Source organism: Pseudoduganella sp. S-14, from assembly GCF_049913285.1.
Classification (GTDB): Bacteria; Pseudomonadota; Gammaproteobacteria; order Burkholderiales; family Burkholderiaceae_D; genus Rugamonas.
This window is the reverse complement of sequence record NZ_CP183991.1, coordinates 147,336-165,885: the sequence shown is the minus strand read 5'-3', so window position 1 is coordinate 165,885 and position 18,550 is coordinate 147,336. Positions and strand designations below refer to the sequence as shown.

Annotated in this window: 13 protein-coding genes; 10 read left to right on the top strand and 3 right to left on the bottom strand. The window is 61.8% G+C overall.

All coding sequences use genetic code 11. The annotated features are described in order from the left end of the window. Window positions 1-5 precede the first annotated feature (5 nt). Both hemE and ACN9MZ_RS00705 read left to right on the top strand, forming a co-directional pair. Window positions 6-1,082, top strand: coding sequence for a uroporphyrinogen decarboxylase (gene hemE, locus ACN9MZ_RS00710; protein WP_426340439.1), 1,077 nt, complete (start codon window positions 6-8; stop codon window positions 1,080-1,082). 724 nt (window positions 1,083-1,806) lie between these two features. Then, window positions 1,807-3,816, top strand: coding sequence for a primosomal protein N' (locus ACN9MZ_RS00705; protein ID WP_426340438.1), 2,010 nt, complete (start codon window positions 1,807-1,809; stop codon window positions 3,814-3,816). Here the strand turns inward: ACN9MZ_RS00705 and ACN9MZ_RS00700 are convergent. Next, window positions 3,813-4,709, bottom strand: a complete 897-nt coding sequence (locus ACN9MZ_RS00700; protein ID WP_426340437.1) for an ArgP/LysG family DNA-binding transcriptional regulator — start codon at window positions 4,707-4,709, stop codon at window positions 3,813-3,815. The genes ACN9MZ_RS00705 and ACN9MZ_RS00700 overlap by 4 nt on opposite strands. A 66-nt stretch (window positions 4,710-4,775) precedes the next feature. On the opposite strand from ACN9MZ_RS00700, the gene ACN9MZ_RS00695 reads away from it, so the two are divergent. Then, a complete protein-coding gene (locus ACN9MZ_RS00695) occupies window positions 4,776-6,218 on the top strand; it encodes a dihydrolipoyl dehydrogenase (RefSeq protein WP_426340436.1) in 1,443 nt (480 codons plus the stop codon). A gap of 1 nt (window position 6,219) precedes the next feature. Here the strand turns inward: ACN9MZ_RS00695 and ACN9MZ_RS00690 are convergent, their stop codons facing one another. Next, entirely contained in the window at window positions 6,220-6,702 is a 483-nt protein-coding gene (locus ACN9MZ_RS00690) for an SRPBCC family protein (RefSeq protein ID WP_426340435.1), read from the bottom strand. Window positions 6,703-6,760: 58 nt separating this feature from the next. On the opposite strand from ACN9MZ_RS00690, the gene ACN9MZ_RS00685 reads away from it, so the two are divergent. The 5 genes from ACN9MZ_RS00685 (at window position 6,761) to ACN9MZ_RS00665 (ending at window position 12,443) form a co-directional block, all read left to right on the top strand. Beyond that, window positions 6,761-8,833: a UvrD-helicase domain-containing protein gene (locus ACN9MZ_RS00685; RefSeq protein WP_426340434.1), complete on the top strand. Its 2,073-nt coding sequence runs from the start codon at window positions 6,761-6,763 to the stop codon at window positions 8,831-8,833. 44 nt (window positions 8,834-8,877) lie between these two features. Continuing rightward, on the top strand, window positions 8,878-9,330 hold the full coding sequence (locus ACN9MZ_RS00680) for a cache domain-containing protein (RefSeq protein ID WP_426340433.1): 453 nt from the start codon (window positions 8,878-8,880) through the stop codon (window positions 9,328-9,330). A 194-nt stretch (window positions 9,331-9,524) separates the two neighbouring features. Then, entirely contained in the window at window positions 9,525-9,728 is a 204-nt protein-coding gene (locus ACN9MZ_RS00675; RefSeq protein WP_426166579.1) for a SlyX family protein, read from the top strand. A 94-nt stretch (window positions 9,729-9,822) separates the two neighbouring features. Next, complete coding sequence (locus ACN9MZ_RS00670; protein WP_426340432.1) at window positions 9,823-11,937, top strand: M3 family metallopeptidase; 2,115 nt, start codon at window positions 9,823-9,825, stop codon at window positions 11,935-11,937. A gap of 233 nt (window positions 11,938-12,170) precedes the next feature. Continuing rightward, window positions 12,171-12,443 carry a DUF4404 family protein gene (locus ACN9MZ_RS00665; protein ID WP_426340431.1) on the top strand — a complete coding sequence of 91 codons (273 nt, stop codon included), beginning with the start codon at window positions 12,171-12,173 and terminating at the stop codon, window positions 12,441-12,443. Window positions 12,444-12,600: 157 nt separating this feature from the next. Here the strand turns inward: ACN9MZ_RS00665 and ACN9MZ_RS00660 are convergent, their stop codons facing one another. Then, window positions 12,601-13,113, bottom strand: a complete 513-nt coding sequence (locus tag ACN9MZ_RS00660; RefSeq protein ID WP_426166575.1) for a DUF1269 domain-containing protein — start codon at window positions 13,111-13,113, stop codon at window positions 12,601-12,603. A 242-nt stretch (window positions 13,114-13,355) separates the two neighbouring features. Between ACN9MZ_RS00660 and ACN9MZ_RS00655 the strand changes: the two genes are divergently transcribed. Beyond that, window positions 13,356-15,590, top strand: a complete 2,235-nt coding sequence (locus ACN9MZ_RS00655) for a YgiQ family radical SAM protein (RefSeq protein WP_426340430.1) — start codon at window positions 13,356-13,358, stop codon at window positions 15,588-15,590. A gap of 134 nt (window positions 15,591-15,724) precedes the next feature. Then, the gene (locus ACN9MZ_RS00650) at window positions 15,725-18,514 is read left to right on the top strand and encodes an EAL domain-containing protein (RefSeq protein ID WP_426340429.1); all 2,790 of its coding nucleotides are present in this window, start codon (window positions 15,725-15,727) and stop codon (window positions 18,512-18,514) included. Window positions 18,515-18,550: the final 36 nt, after the last annotated feature.

The following is an 18,550-nucleotide window of genomic DNA, read 5'->3' as shown; positions in this document are numbered from 1 at the left end:
CTTTCATGCCACAATTTGCCCCGCTGAAGAACGACACCTTCCTGCGTGCGCTGCTGCGCCAGCCGACCGAGTACACCCCGGTGTGGCTGATGCGCCAGGCGGGCCGCTACCTGCCTGAATACCGCGCTACGCGCCAGAAGGCGGGCTCCTTCATGGGCCTGGCGACCAATCCGGACCTGGCGACCGAAGTCACCTTGCAGCCGATCGATCGTTATCCGCTGGACGCGGCAATCCTGTTCTCCGACATCCTGACGGTGCCGGACGCCATGGGCCTGGGCCTGTACTTCGTGGAAGGCGAGGGTCCGAAGTTCGAGCGTCCGCTGAAGACCGAGGAAGACGTCAAGGCGCTGCAACTGCCGCCAGCGGGCTCGCTGGACTATGTATTCAAGGCAGTCACCCAGATCCGCACCGAGTTGAATGGCCGCGTGCCGCTGATCGGCTTCTCGGGCAGCCCATGGACACTGGCCTGCTATATGGTGGAAGGCCAGGGCTCGCGCGAATTCCACACCATCAAAAAGATGATGTACTCGCGCCCGGACCTGATGCACCGCATCCTGGACCTCAACGCCCGCGCGGTCGCCGAATACCTGAACGCCCAGATCGACGCCGGCGCCCAGGCCGTGATGATCTTCGACTCGTGGGGTGGTGCGCTGGCCGATGGCGCCTACCAGCAGTTCTCCCTGCAATACATGCAGCAGGTCGTGAGCCTGCTGAAGCGCGAAAAAGATGGCGTGAAGATCCCCGCCATCGTGTTCACCAAGGGTGGCGGCCACTGGGCCGAGGAGATCGCCGCTATCGGCGCCGACGCCATGGGGCTGGACTGGACCGCCAACATCGGCAAGGTTCGTGAGCTGGTCGGTCATAAGATGGCCCTGCAGGGCAATATCGATCCGGCCATCCTGTTCGCCAATCCGGAGCAGATCGCGGCCGAAGTGCGCCGCGTGCTCGATTCCTATGGACCGCATGACAGCGGCCACGTCTTCAACCTGGGCCACGGCATTTCCCAGTTCACCCCGCCAGAGTCGGTGACGGTGCTGGTGGAAACTGTCCATAGCCATAACCGCAAGCTGCGCGGCGGCTGATAAAGTAGTCCCGGTTCAAAGGGCGCTGCGGCGCCCTTTTTTATTTCCTGCAGAAGCGACTTATGCACAAAAATTTTTACTGCGGAAATAAGAGGCAGCAGCGAATGCCCTCCTCTCAGGGTATTTGCAAGTTATTGATTTTTAAGAGTTAAATTTTTACTGCTTTAGTCAATGTTTTGGGTTTTGTAAACCTTATCCCAAGGTGAAAGCGAGCTTTTCGGGTCATTCTCCACAAAGTTATCCACAAAAACTGTGGAAAAAAGTCAAAAGTACTTTGTAAACCGGCACTTAGTAGGAATTTGTAGGAATTGTCTTAGCGTCATGTTGCATTGCATGATATTTCGCCAAGACTTTCGGTGGGGAAAACGCTTGCGGAAACACAAACCTTGCGCCGCCTGCCTGTGTACAATGCTTGGCTTGATGTTGTGGCGCACCAGGCACGTTTTCCACTAAAAAAGCTGTAAAAACTGCTTGATTTCGGGGAAAAGCTGCTCCTTAAATGGTGCACTTATGCACAGAGCGCGGAAAAATATGCGCTTTCTGGCTCTCCTAGGGCGCCTGTTGTAAGTAGTTGAAATAGAAGGGAAAAAATCGGCGTCATTTGCTGGGTTTCCCCGGATTGCAAGCTGGAGGTTAGTGCTTGCTCAGGATTCCAGCCCCTTTGTTCACAAAGTTATCCCCAGATTCTGTGGATAGTTAAAAACCCTCGATCGATAGCCCCTGGATGGCGCACTGCATTCTTCGAATTGCCCTGGATACGCCGCTGAACGCGGTCTTTGATTACCGCTGGGATTGCGAAATATCAGAGCGGCCGCGTGTAGGACAATTGGCAATGGTGCCATTCGGCCCGCGCGAGGTCGTCGGCCTCATTGTGGATATCCTTGAAGAAACGGATGTCCCCGAGGAAAAGCTGAAAGCTGCGCTGGCCGTGCGCACGCAGTTGGCGCCCCTGTCCCCGCAATGGCTGGCGCTGGCCGGCTTTGCCGCTGAGTATTACCAGCGCCCGCTCGGCGAAGTGGCCTTGCCCGGCCTGCCCAAGAACCTGCGCGTGAGCAGCACTGTCGCGCTGGATCGCGCCATCAAGAAACTGGCCAAGCTGGAAGAAGCGCACGATCCGGCGCCGGCCAACGTGCCAGCGCTGAATGCAGCCCAGCAGGCGGCGGCTGCTGCCATCGTCGGCGCGCAAGGTTTTGCGCCCTTCCTGCTGTATGGCGTGACAGGCAGCGGCAAGACCGAGGTCTACCTGCAAGCCTGTGCACAAGTGCTGGCGCGCGAGCCGCAGGGGCAGGTGCTGGTGCTGGTTCCCGAGATCAACCTGACGCCGCAACTGGAAACCAATATCCGCAACCGTTTCCCGGGCGTGATGCTGTCCACCCTGCACAGCCGCCTGTCGGAGGGCGAGCGCATGCTGCACTGGCTGGCGGCGCACGAAGGCAAGGCACGCATCGTGCTGGGCACGCGCCTGTCCATCCTCGCTTCGATGCCGAACCTGAAGATGATCGTGATCGACGAGGAGCACGATCCTTCGTACAAGCAGCAGGAAGGCCTGCGCTATTCGGCGCGCGACCTTGCCGTATGGCGCGCGCACCAGTTGCAGATTCCCGTCGTGATGGGTTCTGCGACGCCGTCGCTGGAGAGCTGGCACCATGCCCTGAAGGGCCGCTACCGCAAGCTGGAATTGCGCGAGCGCGCGGTGCAGCAGGCGGTGCTGCCTTCCGTGAGACTGATCGACACCTCGCGCCGGCGCGGGCAGGAAGGGTTGACCGAGCAGCTGGTCGAAGCGATCACGCTGCGCATGGAGCGCGGCGAACAGTCCTTGCTGTTCCTGAACCGGCGCGGATATTCGCCGGTGATTACCTGCGAGTCGTGCGGCTGGGTCAGCGAATGCAAACGCTGCACGGCGTCGATGGTGCTGCACAAATCGGATTACCGCCTGCGCTGCCATCACTGCAGCCTGGAGATGCGCATCCCGCGCCATTGCCCGACCTGCGGCAATATCGACTTGCAGCCGATGGGACGCGGCACGCAGCGCATCGAGGAGAGCCTGCAGCAGCTGTTCCCGCAGGCGCGGGTGCTGCGCATCGATGCCGACAGTACGCGCCGCAAGGGCAGTGCGCAGGAAGCTTTCGACAGCGTGCACCGGCAGGAGGTGGATATCCTCGTCGGCACGCAAATGGTCGCCAAGGGGCATGACTTCAAGAACCTGACGCTGGTAGGAATCATGAATCCCGACAGCTCGCTGTTTTCGCAGGACTATCGCGCCAGCGAGCGGTTGTTTGCGCAACTGATGCAGGTGGCGGGGCGAGCGGGACGCCAGGGCGGCAGCGAGAGCGAGGTGCTGGTGCAGACCAGCTATCCGGAGCACCCGCTATTCTCGGCGCTGGTGGCGCATGACTACGACTACTTCGCCAACTCGCTGCTTGGCGAGCGTGAAGTGGCCGGTTTGCCGCCATACCTGTACCAGGCCATCTTGCGGGCGGAGGCGCGTGAGCTTGAGCTGGCGCTGGAATTCCTGCGGGGTGCGCGCGACCTGGTGCAGCATGGGGGAATCACGATTAACGACCCGATTCCGATGAGTATGGCGCGCGTGCACAATATGGAGCGCGCGCAGTTGCTGGTGGAGTCGCCGTCGCGCCCTGCGCTGCAGGCCTTCCTGAAAGAGTGGATGCAGGCGCTGCGCGAACAGAAGGCTCGCGTCAAATGGTCGCTCGAGGTCGACCCGGTCGACATTTAAGGCTGCACGAGATAGCGCCGTGCAGTGCCAATAATCTGCTCAGTGAGTGCCCGTGTGAACGGCGTGTCCAGCTCCCACGCATGCCAGTCCAGTTCGACATCGATGCAGCGTCCTGGGAGCAGGTCCACCAGCGCGCCCTGCGACAAGCCCTGCGCCGCTTGCAGGTAAGGCAGCAGGCCATAAGCCAGGCCGCCGAACACGGTATCGTTCAAGGCCGTCGACAGCGGCAAGGTGTGATGCGGGAACGGCCGCCCATACCCGGCCTCGCGCGCCAGGAAGCGCGCCATCAGGTCGCGGTCATGCACCACGGCCGGCGCCAGCGCCAGAGCCTCAACGCTGATTCCGTCGCCGAACCAATGCGCCGCAAAAGAAGGCGCAGCCACGCACACATACCGCATGGCGCCCAGCAGTGTCGAAGAAGAACCGGCAGCAGCAGGAGACGGTACCTCGGCCCGCGCAGCCACGCAGCCGAACACTGCCCCCTCGCGCATCAGATGCAGCGCCACCTCGCGCTCGGCGCATTCCACGTCAAGCTGGCAGCGCGGCGGCGACAGCAGCGGGCGCAGGGCCAGGGGCAGCCAGGTCGCCAGGCTCGCGGCATCGACGGCCATCGCAATTTCAGGCATGCTGGTCTCGTGGCCAAGGTCGATGTCGAGTGCCGCTTCCATCAGCTTGACGTTGCGGTAATGCGAGATGAGGCGTTGGCCCAGGCCAGTCGCTTCGGCGGGCGAGCCGCGCACGATCAACAGCCTGCCTACCGCATCCTCGAGCGCTTTGATACGCTGGGATACGGCCGGCTGGCTGATGCCGAGCGCATTGGCCGCCTTGTCAAAGCTGCCATGGCTGGCAACGGCATCCAGTACCGCCAGCGCGCGGTAGTCCAGATTTTCCATAAGATGTGCTTAATCGAAGCGCGAAAAGATAAGTCATACTAATGCATTACCAATGACGGAGGCAAGATGGAAACCATCCAGTGCGATGTGGCGGTGATCGGCGCCGGTACGGCTGGGCTGAGCGCCTACCGGGCGGCGCGTAACGCCGGCAAGCATGCGGTATTGATCGAGGACGGCCCGCATGGCACCACCTGCGCCCGTGTCGGCTGCATGCCGAGCAAGCTGCTGATCGCTGCGGCCGAGGCGGCGCATGCGGTGCGCGAGGCGCCGGGCTTCGGCGTCCAGCCCGGCGGCCTGAAAGTCGACGGCAAGGCCGTCATGCAGCGCGTACGCAGTGAGCGTGACCGCTTTGTCGGCTTCGTGCTGGAGAATGTGGCGGCCATGCCGGCCGGTGACAAGCTGCATGGGCGTGCACGATTCACTGCGCCAAATCGCCTGCAGATCGGCGCCAACCTGGAGGTCGCCGCCCAGGCGGTCGTCATCGCCACCGGCTCGCGGCCCGACATTCCGTCGGAATGGGCCGCAGCCGGACCGCGCGTGATCAACAGCGATGCGGTATTCGAATGGACCGACTTGCCGCGTTCCGTGGCGGTGATCGGCGCCGGCGTGATTGGCCTGGAGCTGGGCCAGGCCCTGCACCGGCTCGGCGTGCGCGTGGCGATCATCGCGCGCGGCAGCAGCGTGGCGCAATTGAAGGACCCGCAGGTGCTGGCAGCCGCCTCGCAAGCGCTGGGCGAAGAAATGGACCTTCGTTTCCGCACCGAAGTGGCAGGCATCGCGCGCGCCGGCGACGGGCTGGAACTGCGCACGCGCAATACCGAAGGCAAAGAACGCAGCGAGCATTTCGACTACGTGCTGGTGACCACCGGCCGCACACCAAACGTTTCCGGTCTCGGCCTCGACCACACCGGGCTGGCGCTGGACAAGAACGGCGTACCTAAATTCGACCGCAGCACCATGCAGTGCGGCGACAGCTGCATCTTCATCGCAGGCGATGCCAGCGCCGAAATCCCCTTGCTGCCCGAGGCGGCCGACCAGGGCAAGATCGCCGGCGCCAATGCTGCCAGCTATCCCGAGGTGAAGCCGGGCCTGCGCCGCACGCCGCTTGCGATCACGTTCAGCGAACCGCAGATTGCCACCGTGGGTCAAGGCTACAAGGAGTTGTCGAACGGCCGCGAGCACTTCGCCATTGGCGCCGTCAGTTTCGACGACCAGGGACGCAGCCGCGTCATGCGCCAGAATAAAGGCATGCTGCGGGTGTATGCGGAGTACGGGAGCGGGCGTTTCCTCGGCGCCGAGATGGTGGGGCCGCGTGCGGAGCACATTGGCCACCTGCTGGCCTGGGCCCATCAGGCCAGGCTGACGGTATCGCAGATGCTGGACATGCCTTTCTACCACCCGGTAGTGGAAGAAGGCCTGCGTACCGCCTTGCGCGACCTGGCGTTGGAGCTGCAAAAACCGCCGCCCCCGCCCAAGCCGATGCCGGACGATTGCACGCCCGGCTGCTAGGTCAATTCAGGCTTGAGTCCAGGCGGCCCTGGCTGGCCAGTTCGCGCAGCACGCGGATGGTGTCCAGGTCCGACTCCTGGTAGGCGGAGCGGCGGAAATCGTCGTACATGGCGTTGGCGGCGTCGGTCGCCGCGTCGTGGCCGTCGTCGTACTGGAAGCGCACGTACAGCCGCTCCGGTTGCGGCATCTCGATCGTCATCGTCAGGCTGGAGGCGCTGATGTCCTTCTGCGCCGGCACGTCATAGCGCACCACATAAGGCTCGTGCAGTACCACGTTGTCTTCGATGACCACATCGCCATAGCGCAGGCGGCGGCTGAATCCTGCCGCGGTGCGATCCGAGATTTCCGCTTCGTCCAGGTGCGGAACGAACAGCTTGGGCGACTCCGCGCGCAGCACCAGGCCGCGCCACAGCTGCTGGTGGGTGATGGTGTCCATCAGCGGGTTGAGGAGGTCGTTCACTTCTATCAAATGTTCAAATTTCATAACACTTCTGCCTGCTTATTTCGGGGATTGATACCACTATATTCTGTACAATGCCGGGATGTCCAATGCACCCCAGTTCGGCCTTAACGGCCCACAGAGCGAAGCCGTGCTCTATCTCGACGGCCCTGCCCTCGTACTGGCGGGGGCCGGCTCGGGCAAGACGCGCGTCATTACGCAAAAAATTACCCATATGATCGAGGATCGCGGCTATGACCCGCGCACGATCGCAGCGCTTACCTTTACCAACAAGGCGGCGCTGGAAATGCAGGAGCGCGTCGGCAAGATGCTCAAGCAGCCGCGCCAGGCCAAGCTGCTGACCGTCTGTACCTTTCACTCCCTCGGTGTGCGCATCCTGCGCCAGGAATGCAACCATCTGGGGCTGAAAGACCGTTTTTCAATCATGGACAGCGACGATTGCTACTCGCTGGTCCAGGACTTGGCCATCACGACCGACAAGAACCTGATCCGCGGCATCCAGAACGACATCTCGCTGTGGAAGAACGGCCTGGTGACGCCCGAGGAAGCACTGAAGCAGGCGCAGACCGAGGATGAGGCGCAGTCGGCGCGCATCTACGGCAGCTACATCGCCACGCTGGCTGCCTACCAGGCAGTGGACTTCGATGACCTGATCCGCCTGCCGGTGGAGCTGTTCCGCAACCACGACACGGTGCGCGACAAATGGCAGCGCCGCCTGCGCTACCTGATGATCGACGAATACCAGGACACCAATACCTGCCAGTACGAGCTGGTGAAACTGATGGTTACAGGCCTGGGCAAGAAGCCCATGTTCACCGCAGTGGGCGATGACGACCAGGCGATCTACGGCTGGCGCGGCGCGACCATGGAAAACCTGGCGCTGCTGCAGGTCGATTTCCCCGACCTGCGCCTGATCAAGCTGGAACAGAACTACCGCTCCACCACGCGCATCCTGCAGGCGGCCAATGCGGTGATCCAGAACAATCCCAAGCTGTTCGAGAAATCGCTGTGGTCGGAACTGGGTATCGGTGAGCCGATCAAGGTGCATTCGATGCCGAACGAGGAGCAGGAAGCGGAGCAGGTGGCGATCATTATTTCGGCCGACCACTTCGAACGCAAGAACAAGTGGGCCGATTACGCGATCCTGTATCGCGGCAACCACCAGGCGCGCGTGATCGAACAGGCGTTGCGCACGCAGCGTATTCCGTACACGATTTCCGGCGGCCAGAGTTTCTTCGACAAGGCGGAAATCAAGGACATCATGGCCTACCTGCGCCTGATGGCGAATCCGGACGACGATCCTGCCTTCATTCGCGCGGCGACCACGCCGCGCCGCGGCATCGGCCAGTCCACACTGGAAGCCCTGGGCTCCTTCTCGGGCAAGTGGCAATGCTCGCTGTTCGAGGCCGTGTTCAAGGGCGGCATCGAGGCAGTGCTGAACGAGCGCCAATTGCGTCCGTTGCAGGACTTCTGCAACTTCATCCTGGAACTGGAATCGCGCGCCACGCGTCCCGGCCCATCGGGCAGTGGCGACAACGCGGCGCAAGTGCTGGACGACCTGATGGAAGGCATGCATTACGAGCACTACCTGTATGACAGCTTCGAGGAGCGCGCGGCGCAAGGCAAGTGGGACAATGTGACGGACTTCGTCAATTGGCTGAAGGATCGCGGCCGCGGCGGCAAGGACCGTGATGGCGAAGAGAAGAACGTGCTGGAGTTGACCCAGATGGTGGCGCTGATGTCCATGCTGGACGGCAAGGACGAAGAGCCGGACGCGATCCGCATGTCGACGCTGCACGCGTCGAAAGGCCTGGAGTACCCGCACGTGTTCCTGGTCGGCGTCGAAGAAGGCATCCTGCCGCACAAGGGCGACCCGGATGCGCCAGTGGAATTGCTGGCCCAGCGTATCGAGGAAGAACGGCGCCTGATGTACGTGGGGATCACGCGCGCGCAGCGAACCTTGCAACTCACCTGGTGCAAGAAGCGCAAGCGCGGCGGCGAACATGTGCAATGCGACATATCGCGCTTCATCGCGGAGATGGCGCTGGATGTCGGCACCGCCCCGCCGACGGAATCGGAAGTCCTGTCGCCGCGCGAACGCCTGGCGCGCATGAAGGAATTGCTGTCGGCTCCGCGCGACATCAATCCGGCTTGATTGGTGCTAGCATGGGTACTCTTCCTTTTGACAGGAGGCTTCCCATGTTTTCACGCATTTGCCTGCTCGCCGCCCTGGCGGGTACTGCTCCCATCGCGTTGGCAGCCGATGTGGTGACCAAACCTGAAGCCGAGGCGATGGTCAAAAAGGCCATCGCCTACCTCAAAGCTAACGGCCGGGAAAAGACCTTTGCCGAAATCGACAGGAAGGACGGCCAGTTTGTGGACCGCGACCTGTACCTGACCGTTTACGGGACCGACGGCGTGGTTCGCGCGCACGGCGCCAACGCCAAAATGATCGGCAAGAACTTGATGGACCTGAAGGACGTCGATGGCAAGGCGTTCGTGAAGGAGCGCGTTGAAATGGCGAAGAAAAAAGTGCCGTTCTGGCAGGATTACAAGTTCAACAATCCCGTCAGCGGCAAGATCGAACCCAAAACCATGTACTGTGTTCCGGAAGAAGATTTGATTCTCTGCGGCGGTGTCTACCTGAAGTAGCGCTGAACCAAGATCGATGATGGGTTGGGCGATGGCGGAGATCCAGAAATCGCAATGGTCGTGAGTACGCTGCATGTTCGGCATTGCCGTCTCCGTCGGTACCTTGCAAGGCGCGGCCATCGTGATGGCGATGCGATGGATGGGCTGATGTCGCTCCAGTAAAATACCTGTTTTTTCTTAGGCAGGAGCAGGCCGTGAGCACCGAAGACCGATTCATCGACATTGAAATCAAACTGGCGCACCAGGAAGACCTGGTTGAGTCGCTGAACCAGCGCGTCTACGAGCAGCAGAAGCAGATCGACCAGCTCGAAGCGATGCTGGTGGCGTTGGCTGAGCGTGTGCGCACGACCTCGCAATCCAACCAGACGCCGATCAACGAACCGCCACCGCACTACTGATTTCTGACACTTTACGATACGCAGTGCAGCATGACTTTGCACTGCCGGGTTGCTATTATCGTGCGCTTCGAAACATTACAAAACAGGAGAGAGAATGTTCCGTCCGAAATTGCTGGTGATCGCTGCCAGCCTGGCTGTTGCCGGTCCTGCCAATGCCGCCCTGCCAGCGTCGAATCCTTTCGCTGCTGAATCCAGGCTGCCGCTGAACTACCCCGCCTTCGACAAGATCAAGAATGAAGACTATGGTCCTGCCTACGAAGAAGGCATGAAGCAGCAGGCCGCGGAAATTGCCAAGATTGCCAACAACAAGGCCGCGCCGACTTTTGACAACACGATCGTGGCGATGGAACGTTCCGGCCGCCTGCTGGACCGCGTGAGCTCCGTTTTCGGCAACCTGTCCGGCGCCAATACCAATGACGCCTTCGAAGCGCTGAATCGCGAACTGGCGCCGAAGCTGTCGGCGCACAGTGACGCAATTCGCCTGAACGAAAAACTGTATGCCCGCATCAAGACCCTGTACGACAAGCGCGACAAGCTGAAGCTCGATCCTGAATCGAAGCGCCTGCTGGAACGCTATCACACCGATTTCGTGCGCGCCGGCGCCAAGCTGACCGCCGCCGACAAGGAAAAACTGAAGGCCTACAACTCGCAACTGGCTGCCCTGTCCACCACTTTCAGCCAGAACGTGCTGAAGGAAGCCAACGCTTCCGCCTTGGCGGTCGACACCCGCGAAGAGCTGGCCGGCATGTCCGACAAGGCCATCGACGCCGCTGCTGCAGCCGCCAAGGCCAAAGGCATGGACGGCAAATTCCTGATCGCCATCGCCAATACCACCGGCCAGGCGCCGCTGGAAGTGCTGACCAACCGCTCCACGCGAGAGCGCCTCTTGGCTACCTCGCTGGCGCGCGGCAGCCATGGAGGTGAGTTCGACAACCGCGAAGTCGTGCTGAAGATCGCCAAGCTGCGCGCCGAACGCGCTGCGCTGTTGGGCTATTCCTCGCACGCTGCCTACCAGCTGGAAGACCAGACCGCGCACGACACCGACGCCGTCAACAAGCTGCTGGGCGAACTGTCCAAGCCGGCCGTGAACAACGCCCGCAAGGAATCGGCCGACATCCAGGCCGTGATCGATGCGGAAAAAGGCGGCTTTGCCAACGCGGCGCAGGACTGGGCCTTCTACACCGACAAGGTGCGCCAGGCGCGCTACGCGTTCGACCAGAACCAGCTCAAGCCATACTTCGAACTGGATAACGTGCTGCAGAACGGCGTGTTTTACGCAGCGACCAAGGTGTACGGCATCACCTTCAAGGAGCGCAAGGACCTGCCGGTGTACCAGCCTGACGTGCGCGTGTTCGACGTGTTCGATGCCGACGGCAAGCAACTGGCGATCTTCCTGGGCGACTTCTACGCGCGCAGCAACAAGCGCGGCGGCGCCTGGATGAATGCCTACGTATCGCAGTCCAAGCTGTTGGGCACGAAGCCGGTAGTGGCCAACCACCTGAACATTCCCAAGCCAGCGGCCGGCGAGCCGACCTTGCTGACCTATGACGAAGCGCGCACCCTGTTCCACGAGTTCGGCCACGCGCTGCACGGCATGTTCTCGGATGTAAAGTACCCGCGCTTCGCCGGCACCCGCGTGCCGCGCGACTTCGTGGAATTCCCATCGCAGGTCAACGAAATGTGGATGACCTGGCCGGAAATCCTGAATAACTACGCCAAGCATTACCAGACCGGCGCGCCAATGCCGAAGGAACTGCTGGACAAGGTGCAGGCGTCCGCCAAGTTCAACGAGGGCTTCCGCACCACCGAATACCTGGCGGCTTCGATCCTGGACCAGCGCTGGCACCAGCTGCCGGCAGACAAGATCCCGACCGACGTGCTGGGCTTCGAATCGTCGGTACTGAAGGACGCGGGTGTTGACTTCGCACCGGTGCCGCCGCGCTACCGCACCACCTACTTCTCGCACGTGTTCGCGGGCGGCTACTCGGCGGGCTACTATGGCTACCTGTGGTCGGAGAAGCTGGACGCCGATACGGTTGAATGGTTCACCGAGAACGGCGGCATGCAGCGCAAGAACGGCGATCACTTCCGCAAGGCCCTGCTGTCCAAGGGCGGCACGATGGATGCGATGCAGATGTACCGCGAGTTCCGCGGCCGCGATGCCAAGATCGATCCGCTGCTGGAACGTCGCGGCTTGAAGGCCAACTAAGGAACTAACTTTCCGGGGTCAGGCCTGACATGCGACACGCGCAGCGTGTTGCGTGTTGGGCCCTGACACCGCGGACTCCGTCCATGGTAGACAGCTTTAAGCCAGTGCCATGGAGCATTTCAATCACGCCGGCCATGTGCGGGCTCGCTGCGCCCGAAATTGAGCACATCCATAGCTGGTCACGGCGGATGGGTGTATAAAGAGGGATAGCCACTTCACCGGGGAAAGGGATCATGGACACCAAGCTGAAGGAGACTCTGCGCCAATTGCACGCCTCGCTGGCCCACCACGGCCCGGTCGATGAGGAATTGCAAAGCCTGTTGCGCCAGCTCGATGGCGACATCAAGCTGATCCTCGACCAGCCGCCGGAGCCCGAAGGCGGCACCGCCACCTACGGCCTGGCCGAACGTACCCAGGAAATTACCGCCAAATTTGCCGCTAAACACCCGGCATTGGAGCCTACTTTGCGCGAACTGACGCGCATCCTGGGAAATATGGGAATATAAAATCAATGGGGTCAGGTCCGGATATGCGACACGCACAGCGTGTTGCGTGTTCGGCCCTGACGCGCCACTGACTAAAAATAAAGGCGGGCCGCAGCCCGCCTTTGGTATGGAACCCGGGGTTTTACCGGCTGTCTGGCCGGCCCCCGGGAGGCTAGCCTTATGGGAAGGCCAGCATGGGCGGCTCTTCACCGCCAAAGTTGAAGTCAGGATGACGTTTGGCGATCATTTCCTCGATCTCCTTCATGCGCCGCACTGGCACGTCTACCATCATCAAAACCTGACCTTGTTCAATACGCTCTGAATACTGCTCCAGCTTCTTGTTGGGGACGGCCGCTGCATTCATGCCGCTCGCCCAGCCGCCGAACAGTGCACCGCCCAGCGTGACCAGCAAGATGGTCATGGTGCGCAGGGTCAGCCCTTCGGGTGGGAAAACGACCAGGAAGATGCCGGCACACAGCCCCACGATCCCGCCGATGCCGATCCCCAGCTTGGCGCCGTGGATCAGGTCCGTTCGCAGCAGGAAATTGCAATCTGGCATGTCGTCGGGCAGGGTGCCCTCTTTTGCCATGAAGTGGATATGCCGTTCTTCGATGCGTGCCAGCAGCAGTTCGTCCAGTTCTGCGCGGGCGGCTTTTACATTGGGAAGCATGTAGTACAGTCTGCGTCGCATGATGTCGCTCCATGGAAGACGTTGTATACCCGTTATAGCAAAAATGTCACGATGTTCAATGTGTATTACCTGAATCGCCTTGCTGGAACGTCACAAGTTACTGAAACTTAAAGGTTTTTTGCGCCGCGAAGCGGGCGCTGGCCGGTGATTTCCGGTACAATGCCGGGATGAATCCCCCAACCAATCTTTTCGCGGCCGTCGCCAAGCGGTCTGCGCGTGCTTCTGCTGCGCCTTTCCTTCCCATGTCCCGCGCCGAAATGGACGCCCTGGGCTGGGACCAGTGCGACGTCATCCTGGTAACCGGCGACGCCTATATCGACCACCCGAGCTTCGGCATGGCCCTGGTCGGCCGCCTGCTGGAATCGCAAGGCTACCGCGTGGGCATCATCGCCCAGCCGGACTGGCATAACGTGGAATCGTTCCGCGCGCTGGGCAAGCCGCGCCTGTACTTCGGCATCACCGCCGGCAATATGGATTCCATGGTCAACCGCTACACGGCCGACCGCAAGATCCGCTCCGACGACGCCTACACCCCGAACGCCGAGCCGAACAAGCGTCCCGATCGCGCCGTGACCGTGTACGCCCAGAAGTCCCGCGAAGCCTTCCCCGGCACTCCTATCGTCATCGGTTCCATCGAAGCCTCGCTGCGGCGCATCGCTCACTACGACTACTGGTCGGACAAGGTGCGCAAGTCGGTGCTGACCGAGTCCAAGGCCGACCTGCTGATCTTCGGTAACGCCGAACGCGCCCTGGTCGACCTGACCCGCCGCCTGGACATGGGCGAAAAGATCAAGGAGATCAAGGATCTGCGCGGCACCGCCTTCCTGGTGCCGCACGGCTGGCTGCCGTCCGACGAATGGGCGGTGCACAACTCGAACCGCGTCGACGTGCCGGGCCGCGTCGACCCGCATCCCGATCCTTACGCCATGGCGAAGGAAGACAAGAAGGAATGCGCCACCGAGAACGCCGCGCCGGAGCCTGTCGTCAAGCCGGTCATCATCATGACCCGCGAAGAGCGCCTGGCCGCCGCTAAGGAAAAGCACAACAAGACTGTGGTGCGCCTGCCATCCTACGAGGTGGTGAAGGAAGACCCGGTCATGTACGCCCACGCCTCGCGCGTGTTCCACCTCGAATCCAATCCGGGTAATGCGCGCGCGCTGGTGCAGCAGCACGGCGACCGCGACGTGTGGATGAACCCTCCGCCGCTGCCGCTGGCCATGGACGAAATGGACGGCGTGTACGACATGGAGTACTCGCGCGCCCCGCACCCGAGCTACGGCAACGCCAATATCCCGGCATGGGAGATGATCCGTTTCTCGGTCAACATCATGCGCGGCTGCTTCGGCGGCTGCACCTTCTGCTCGATCACCGAGCACGAAGGCCGCATCATCCAGAGCCGCTCCGAGCCGTCCATCCTGCGCGAGATCGAACATATCCGCGACAAGACCAAGGGCTTTACCGGCATCATTTCCGACCTGGGCGGCCCGACCGCGAACATGTACCGCCTGTCGTGCAAGGACAAGTCGATCGAAGAAACCTGCCGCCGCCTGTCCTGCGTCTACCCGTCGATCTGCGTCAACCTGGGCACCGACCACAGCAAGCTGATCCAGCTGTACCGCAAGGCGCGCGAGATCAAGGGCGTGAAGAAGATCCTGATCCAGTCCGGCCTGCGCTACGACCTGGCCGTGCGTTCGCCTGAATACGTGAAAGAGCTGGTGACCCACCACGTCGGCGGCCTGCTGAAGATCGCGCCCGAGCACACCGAAACCAATGTGCTGAGCAAGATGATGAAGCCGGGCATCGGCGCCTACGACGAATTCAAGGCGATGTTCGAGAAGTACTCGCTGGAAGCGGGCAAGAAGCAATACCTGATCCCTTACTTCATCGCCGCCCACCCGGGCACGACGGACGAGGACATGCTGAACCTGGCCCTGTGGCTGAAGAAGAACAACTTCCGCCTCGACCAGGTGCAGACCTTCATGCCGACCCCGATGGCAATGGCATCGGCCATGTACCACTCGCGCAAGAACCCGCTGCACAAGGTCACCGAGAATTCGGAAAACGTGGAAACCCCGCGCACGCTGAAGCAGCGCCAGGCGCACAAGGCTTTCCTGCGCTACTACGATCCGAAGAACTGGCCGATCCTGCGCGAGACCCTGCGCCGCATGGGCCGTGGCGACCTGATCGGCGATGGCGAACGCCACCTGATTCCGCCGTACCGCGTCGGCGAAGAGCACTTCAAGCCCGCGCAAGGCAAGCGCGCCATGCCGACCCTGGCTCCAGGCCAGCACAAGCGCGGCGCCGGCCTGCCTCCACCGGCCCATGCGGGCCGCAGCGGCAAGCCGAATGCGCTGACCGGTTCCATGACGGCCCGTGCCACGGTGGAAACCAAGGCCCGTCCATCCATCCTTGACACGATCAAAGTCAAGCCGAAGGCCGCCCCGGCCAAGGCTGGCGGCCGCCCGGGCCGTAAGTAAACCGCTAACGTGCTATCACCTGCTGCAATTCCATAGGATTTTGCAGCAGGAATGCCACACTTCGGCGCGCCGTGTGCGGCGAAGCGGATACAATCGGCTGGTAGACTCTGCCAACTCTGTATCCGGAAGAAAACGTGCCCCAATTCCTGGCTGGCCTGTTCATATTTCTGTTGCTGTCGACACCTGCACCCTGGGTGCAGGCGCAGGAGCGCGTCACGCTGCAACTCAAGCACAGCCACCAGTTCCAGTTTGCCGGCTATTACGCTGCGCTGGAAAAAGGCTATTACCGTGATGCCGGCCTCGATGTGCAATTGCTGGAAGGCAGCGACGGCAATGAACCCGAACGCGCCGTGCTCGATGGCCGTGCCCAGTACGGCGTAGCCAGCAGCAGCCTGTTGCTGGCGCGGCTGTCCGGCAAGCCGCTGGTGGTGCTGGCGGTAGTTTTCCAGCATTCTCCCTATGCGCTGGCGATGCGCCAGACGGGACCGGCGCCGGATATCCGCAGCATCATCGGCAAGCGTGCGATGATCGGCTCCCTGACCGATGAATTGACCCAGGCTGACGAAGTCATGGCCTACCTGCGCAAGGAGGGCATCTCCAACAACCAGATCGTGCGGGTGGAGCACAGCTTCAATCCGGACGACCTGGTGAAGGGCAGGGTCGACGCCATGTCGATCTACGTGACCAACGAGCCGGACTATCTTGACCGCCTCGGCTTCCCATACGACATCTACAGCCCGCGCGCAGCCGGCATTGATTTCTACGGCGACAACCTGTTCACCAGTGAAGAGGAAATCAAGAACCATCCTGACCGCGTGCGCGCCTTCCGCGCCGCCAGCATGCGCGGCTGGCAGTACGCCATGAGCCACCAGGAAGAAATCGTCGACCTGATCCTCAACAAGTATTCGCGCCAGCACGACCGCATGCACTTGCTGTACGAAGCGCGCCAGATGGTGCCGCTGGTGCAGCCTGTGCTGGTGGAAATCGGCTACATGAACCCGGACCGCTGGCAGCACATTGCCGACGTCTATACGGAACTGGGCATGCTGCCCCAAGGTGCCACCTGGGCCGGCTTCATGTACAACGCCGACCCCGGTTCGGACCTGAACTGGCTGTACCGCGTGCTGGGCGTGGCTGCGGGCCTGCTGGTGCTGGGCGCCATGATTCACTTCTCGCTGCTGGCGCGCGAGCGCACGCGTGCCGAGGAAACCATCCGCAAGGGCGAGCAGCGTTTCCGCACCATGTTCGAGGCGGCGCCGATGGGCATTGCACTGATCGATTCGAGCGGCGGCCAGTTCCGCGACGTGAATCCGCGTTTTGCCGAGATTGCGGGACGCTCGGCGCAAGAGATGCGTAATAGCCGCTGGCTGGAAATCTGCCATCCGGACGATGTGGCCCCGGAACAGGAAAAGATGACGCAGCTGGCCGCGCAGCAGATTGCCGGCTTCAAGTTGGAGACGCGCCTGGTGCGTCCCGACGGCCGCATCGTGTGGGTGGAAGCCTCGATCAACGCGGTAGGCACGGAGAGCCAGCCACACCATCTGTGCATGATCGAGGACATCACCGACAAAAAGGAAACCGAGGCCCTGATCTGGCAGCAGGCCAACTTCGACACGCTCACGCAGTTGCCGAACCGGCGCATGTTCCTGGATCGCCTACAGCACGATATTCTGAAATCGCGCCGCGACGGTACCCGCATCGCGATCCTGTTCATCGACCTTGACCACTTCAAGGAAGTCAACGACACCCTCGGCCACCACCAGGGCGACGTGCTGCTGGTGGAAGCGGCGCGCCGCATCGGCGCCTGCGTGCGCCAGTCCGACACCGTATCGCGCCTGGGCGGCGACGAGTTCACCGTGATCCTGCCGGAGTTGTCGGAAGTCGACCGGGTGGAAGACATTGCCCAGCACATCATCGACAGCCTGCGCATGCCGTTCCAGCTCGGGCAGGAGCAAGCCTTCGTCTCGGCGTCGATCGGCATCACCATTTATCCGGACGATGCCGGCAATATGGACGACTTGCTGAAGCATGCCGACCAGGCCATGTACGCCGCCAAGGGCGCCGGCCGCAACCGCTTCAGCTACTTCACGCCGGCCTTGCAGGTGGCTGCGCTGAACCGCATGCGCCTGACCAACGACTTGCGCGGCGCGCTGAAAGGCAACCAGCTCAAGCTGTACTTCCAGCCTATCGTGCATCTCCCGACCGGCAAGATCCACAAGGCCGAAGCGCTGATCCGCTGGGAGCATCCGCAGCGCGGCATGGTCAGTCCACTGGAATTCATCCCGCTGGCCGAATCAAGCGGCCTGATTGTCGACATCGGTGAATGGGTGTTCCGCGAGTCGGCGCAATGGGTCAAGCGCTGGCGCGAGGAAGTGCACCCCGGCTTCCAGGTCAGCCTGAACCAGTCGCCGCTGGAATTCCAGCGCGAACGCGCCACCTACGCCGATTGGCTGGCCTACCTGCAACAGCTCGGCGTGCCGGGCGAAAGCATCGTGGTGGAAATCACGGAAGGCCTGCTGCTGGACGCCAACACCAGCGTCACGGACAAGCTGCTGCAACTGCGCGACGCCGGCATCCAGGTTGCGCTGGACGATTTCGGCACCGGCTACTCCTCGCTGTCCTACCTGAAGAAGTTCGACATCGACTATCTCAAGATCGACCGTAGTTTTACCCGCAACCTTGCACCGGATTCGAGCGATATGGCTTTGTCCGACGCGATCATCGTGATGGCCCACAAGCTTGGTCTGAACGTGATCGCCGAAGGCGTGGAGACCACGGAGCAGCGCGACCTGCTAGCCGGCGCCGGTTGCGACTACGGCCAGGGCTACCTGTTCGCCCGTCCCCTTCCTGCCGCAGACTTCGACGCCATGCTGCACCAGCAATCGATCCCCACCGCCGCAACCCCGCACGCCACTGCCGCCTGATTGCACCTCACTTGACTCAAGTCAAAGCCAAACCGT

What these genes read in the sequence shown, in the direction of transcription:
- ACN9MZ_RS00670 (WP_426340432.1), top strand. Translation starts at nt 9,823, where the DNA reads ATGTTCCGTCCGAAATTGCTGGTGATCGCTGCCAGCCTGGCTGTTGCC.
- hemE (WP_426340439.1), top strand. Translation starts at nt 6, where the DNA reads ATGCCACAATTTGCCCCGCTGAAGAACGACACCTTCCTGCGTGCGCTG.
- ACN9MZ_RS00680 (WP_426340433.1), top strand. Translation starts at nt 8,878, where the DNA reads ATGTTTTCACGCATTTGCCTGCTCGCCGCCCTGGCGGGTACTGCTCCC.
- ACN9MZ_RS00665 (WP_426340431.1), top strand. Translation starts at nt 12,171, where the DNA reads ATGGACACCAAGCTGAAGGAGACTCTGCGCCAATTGCACGCCTCGCTG.
- ACN9MZ_RS00695 (WP_426340436.1), top strand. Translation starts at nt 4,776, where the DNA reads ATGGAAACCATCCAGTGCGATGTGGCGGTGATCGGCGCCGGTACGGCT.
- ACN9MZ_RS00690 (WP_426340435.1), bottom strand. Translation starts at nt 6,702, where the DNA reads ATGAAATTTGAACATTTGATAGAAGTGAACGACCTCCTCAACCCGCTG.
- ACN9MZ_RS00655 (WP_426340430.1), top strand. Translation starts at nt 13,356, where the DNA reads ATGTCCCGCGCCGAAATGGACGCCCTGGGCTGGGACCAGTGCGACGTC.
- ACN9MZ_RS00685 (WP_426340434.1), top strand. Translation starts at nt 6,761, where the DNA reads ATGTCCAATGCACCCCAGTTCGGCCTTAACGGCCCACAGAGCGAAGCC.
- ACN9MZ_RS00705 (WP_426340438.1), top strand. Translation starts at nt 1,807, where the DNA reads ATGGCGCACTGCATTCTTCGAATTGCCCTGGATACGCCGCTGAACGCG.
- ACN9MZ_RS00660 (WP_426166575.1), bottom strand. Translation starts at nt 13,113, where the DNA reads ATGCGACGCAGACTGTACTACATGCTTCCCAATGTAAAAGCCGCCCGC.
- ACN9MZ_RS00700 (WP_426340437.1), bottom strand. Translation starts at nt 4,709, where the DNA reads ATGGAAAATCTGGACTACCGCGCGCTGGCGGTACTGGATGCCGTTGCC.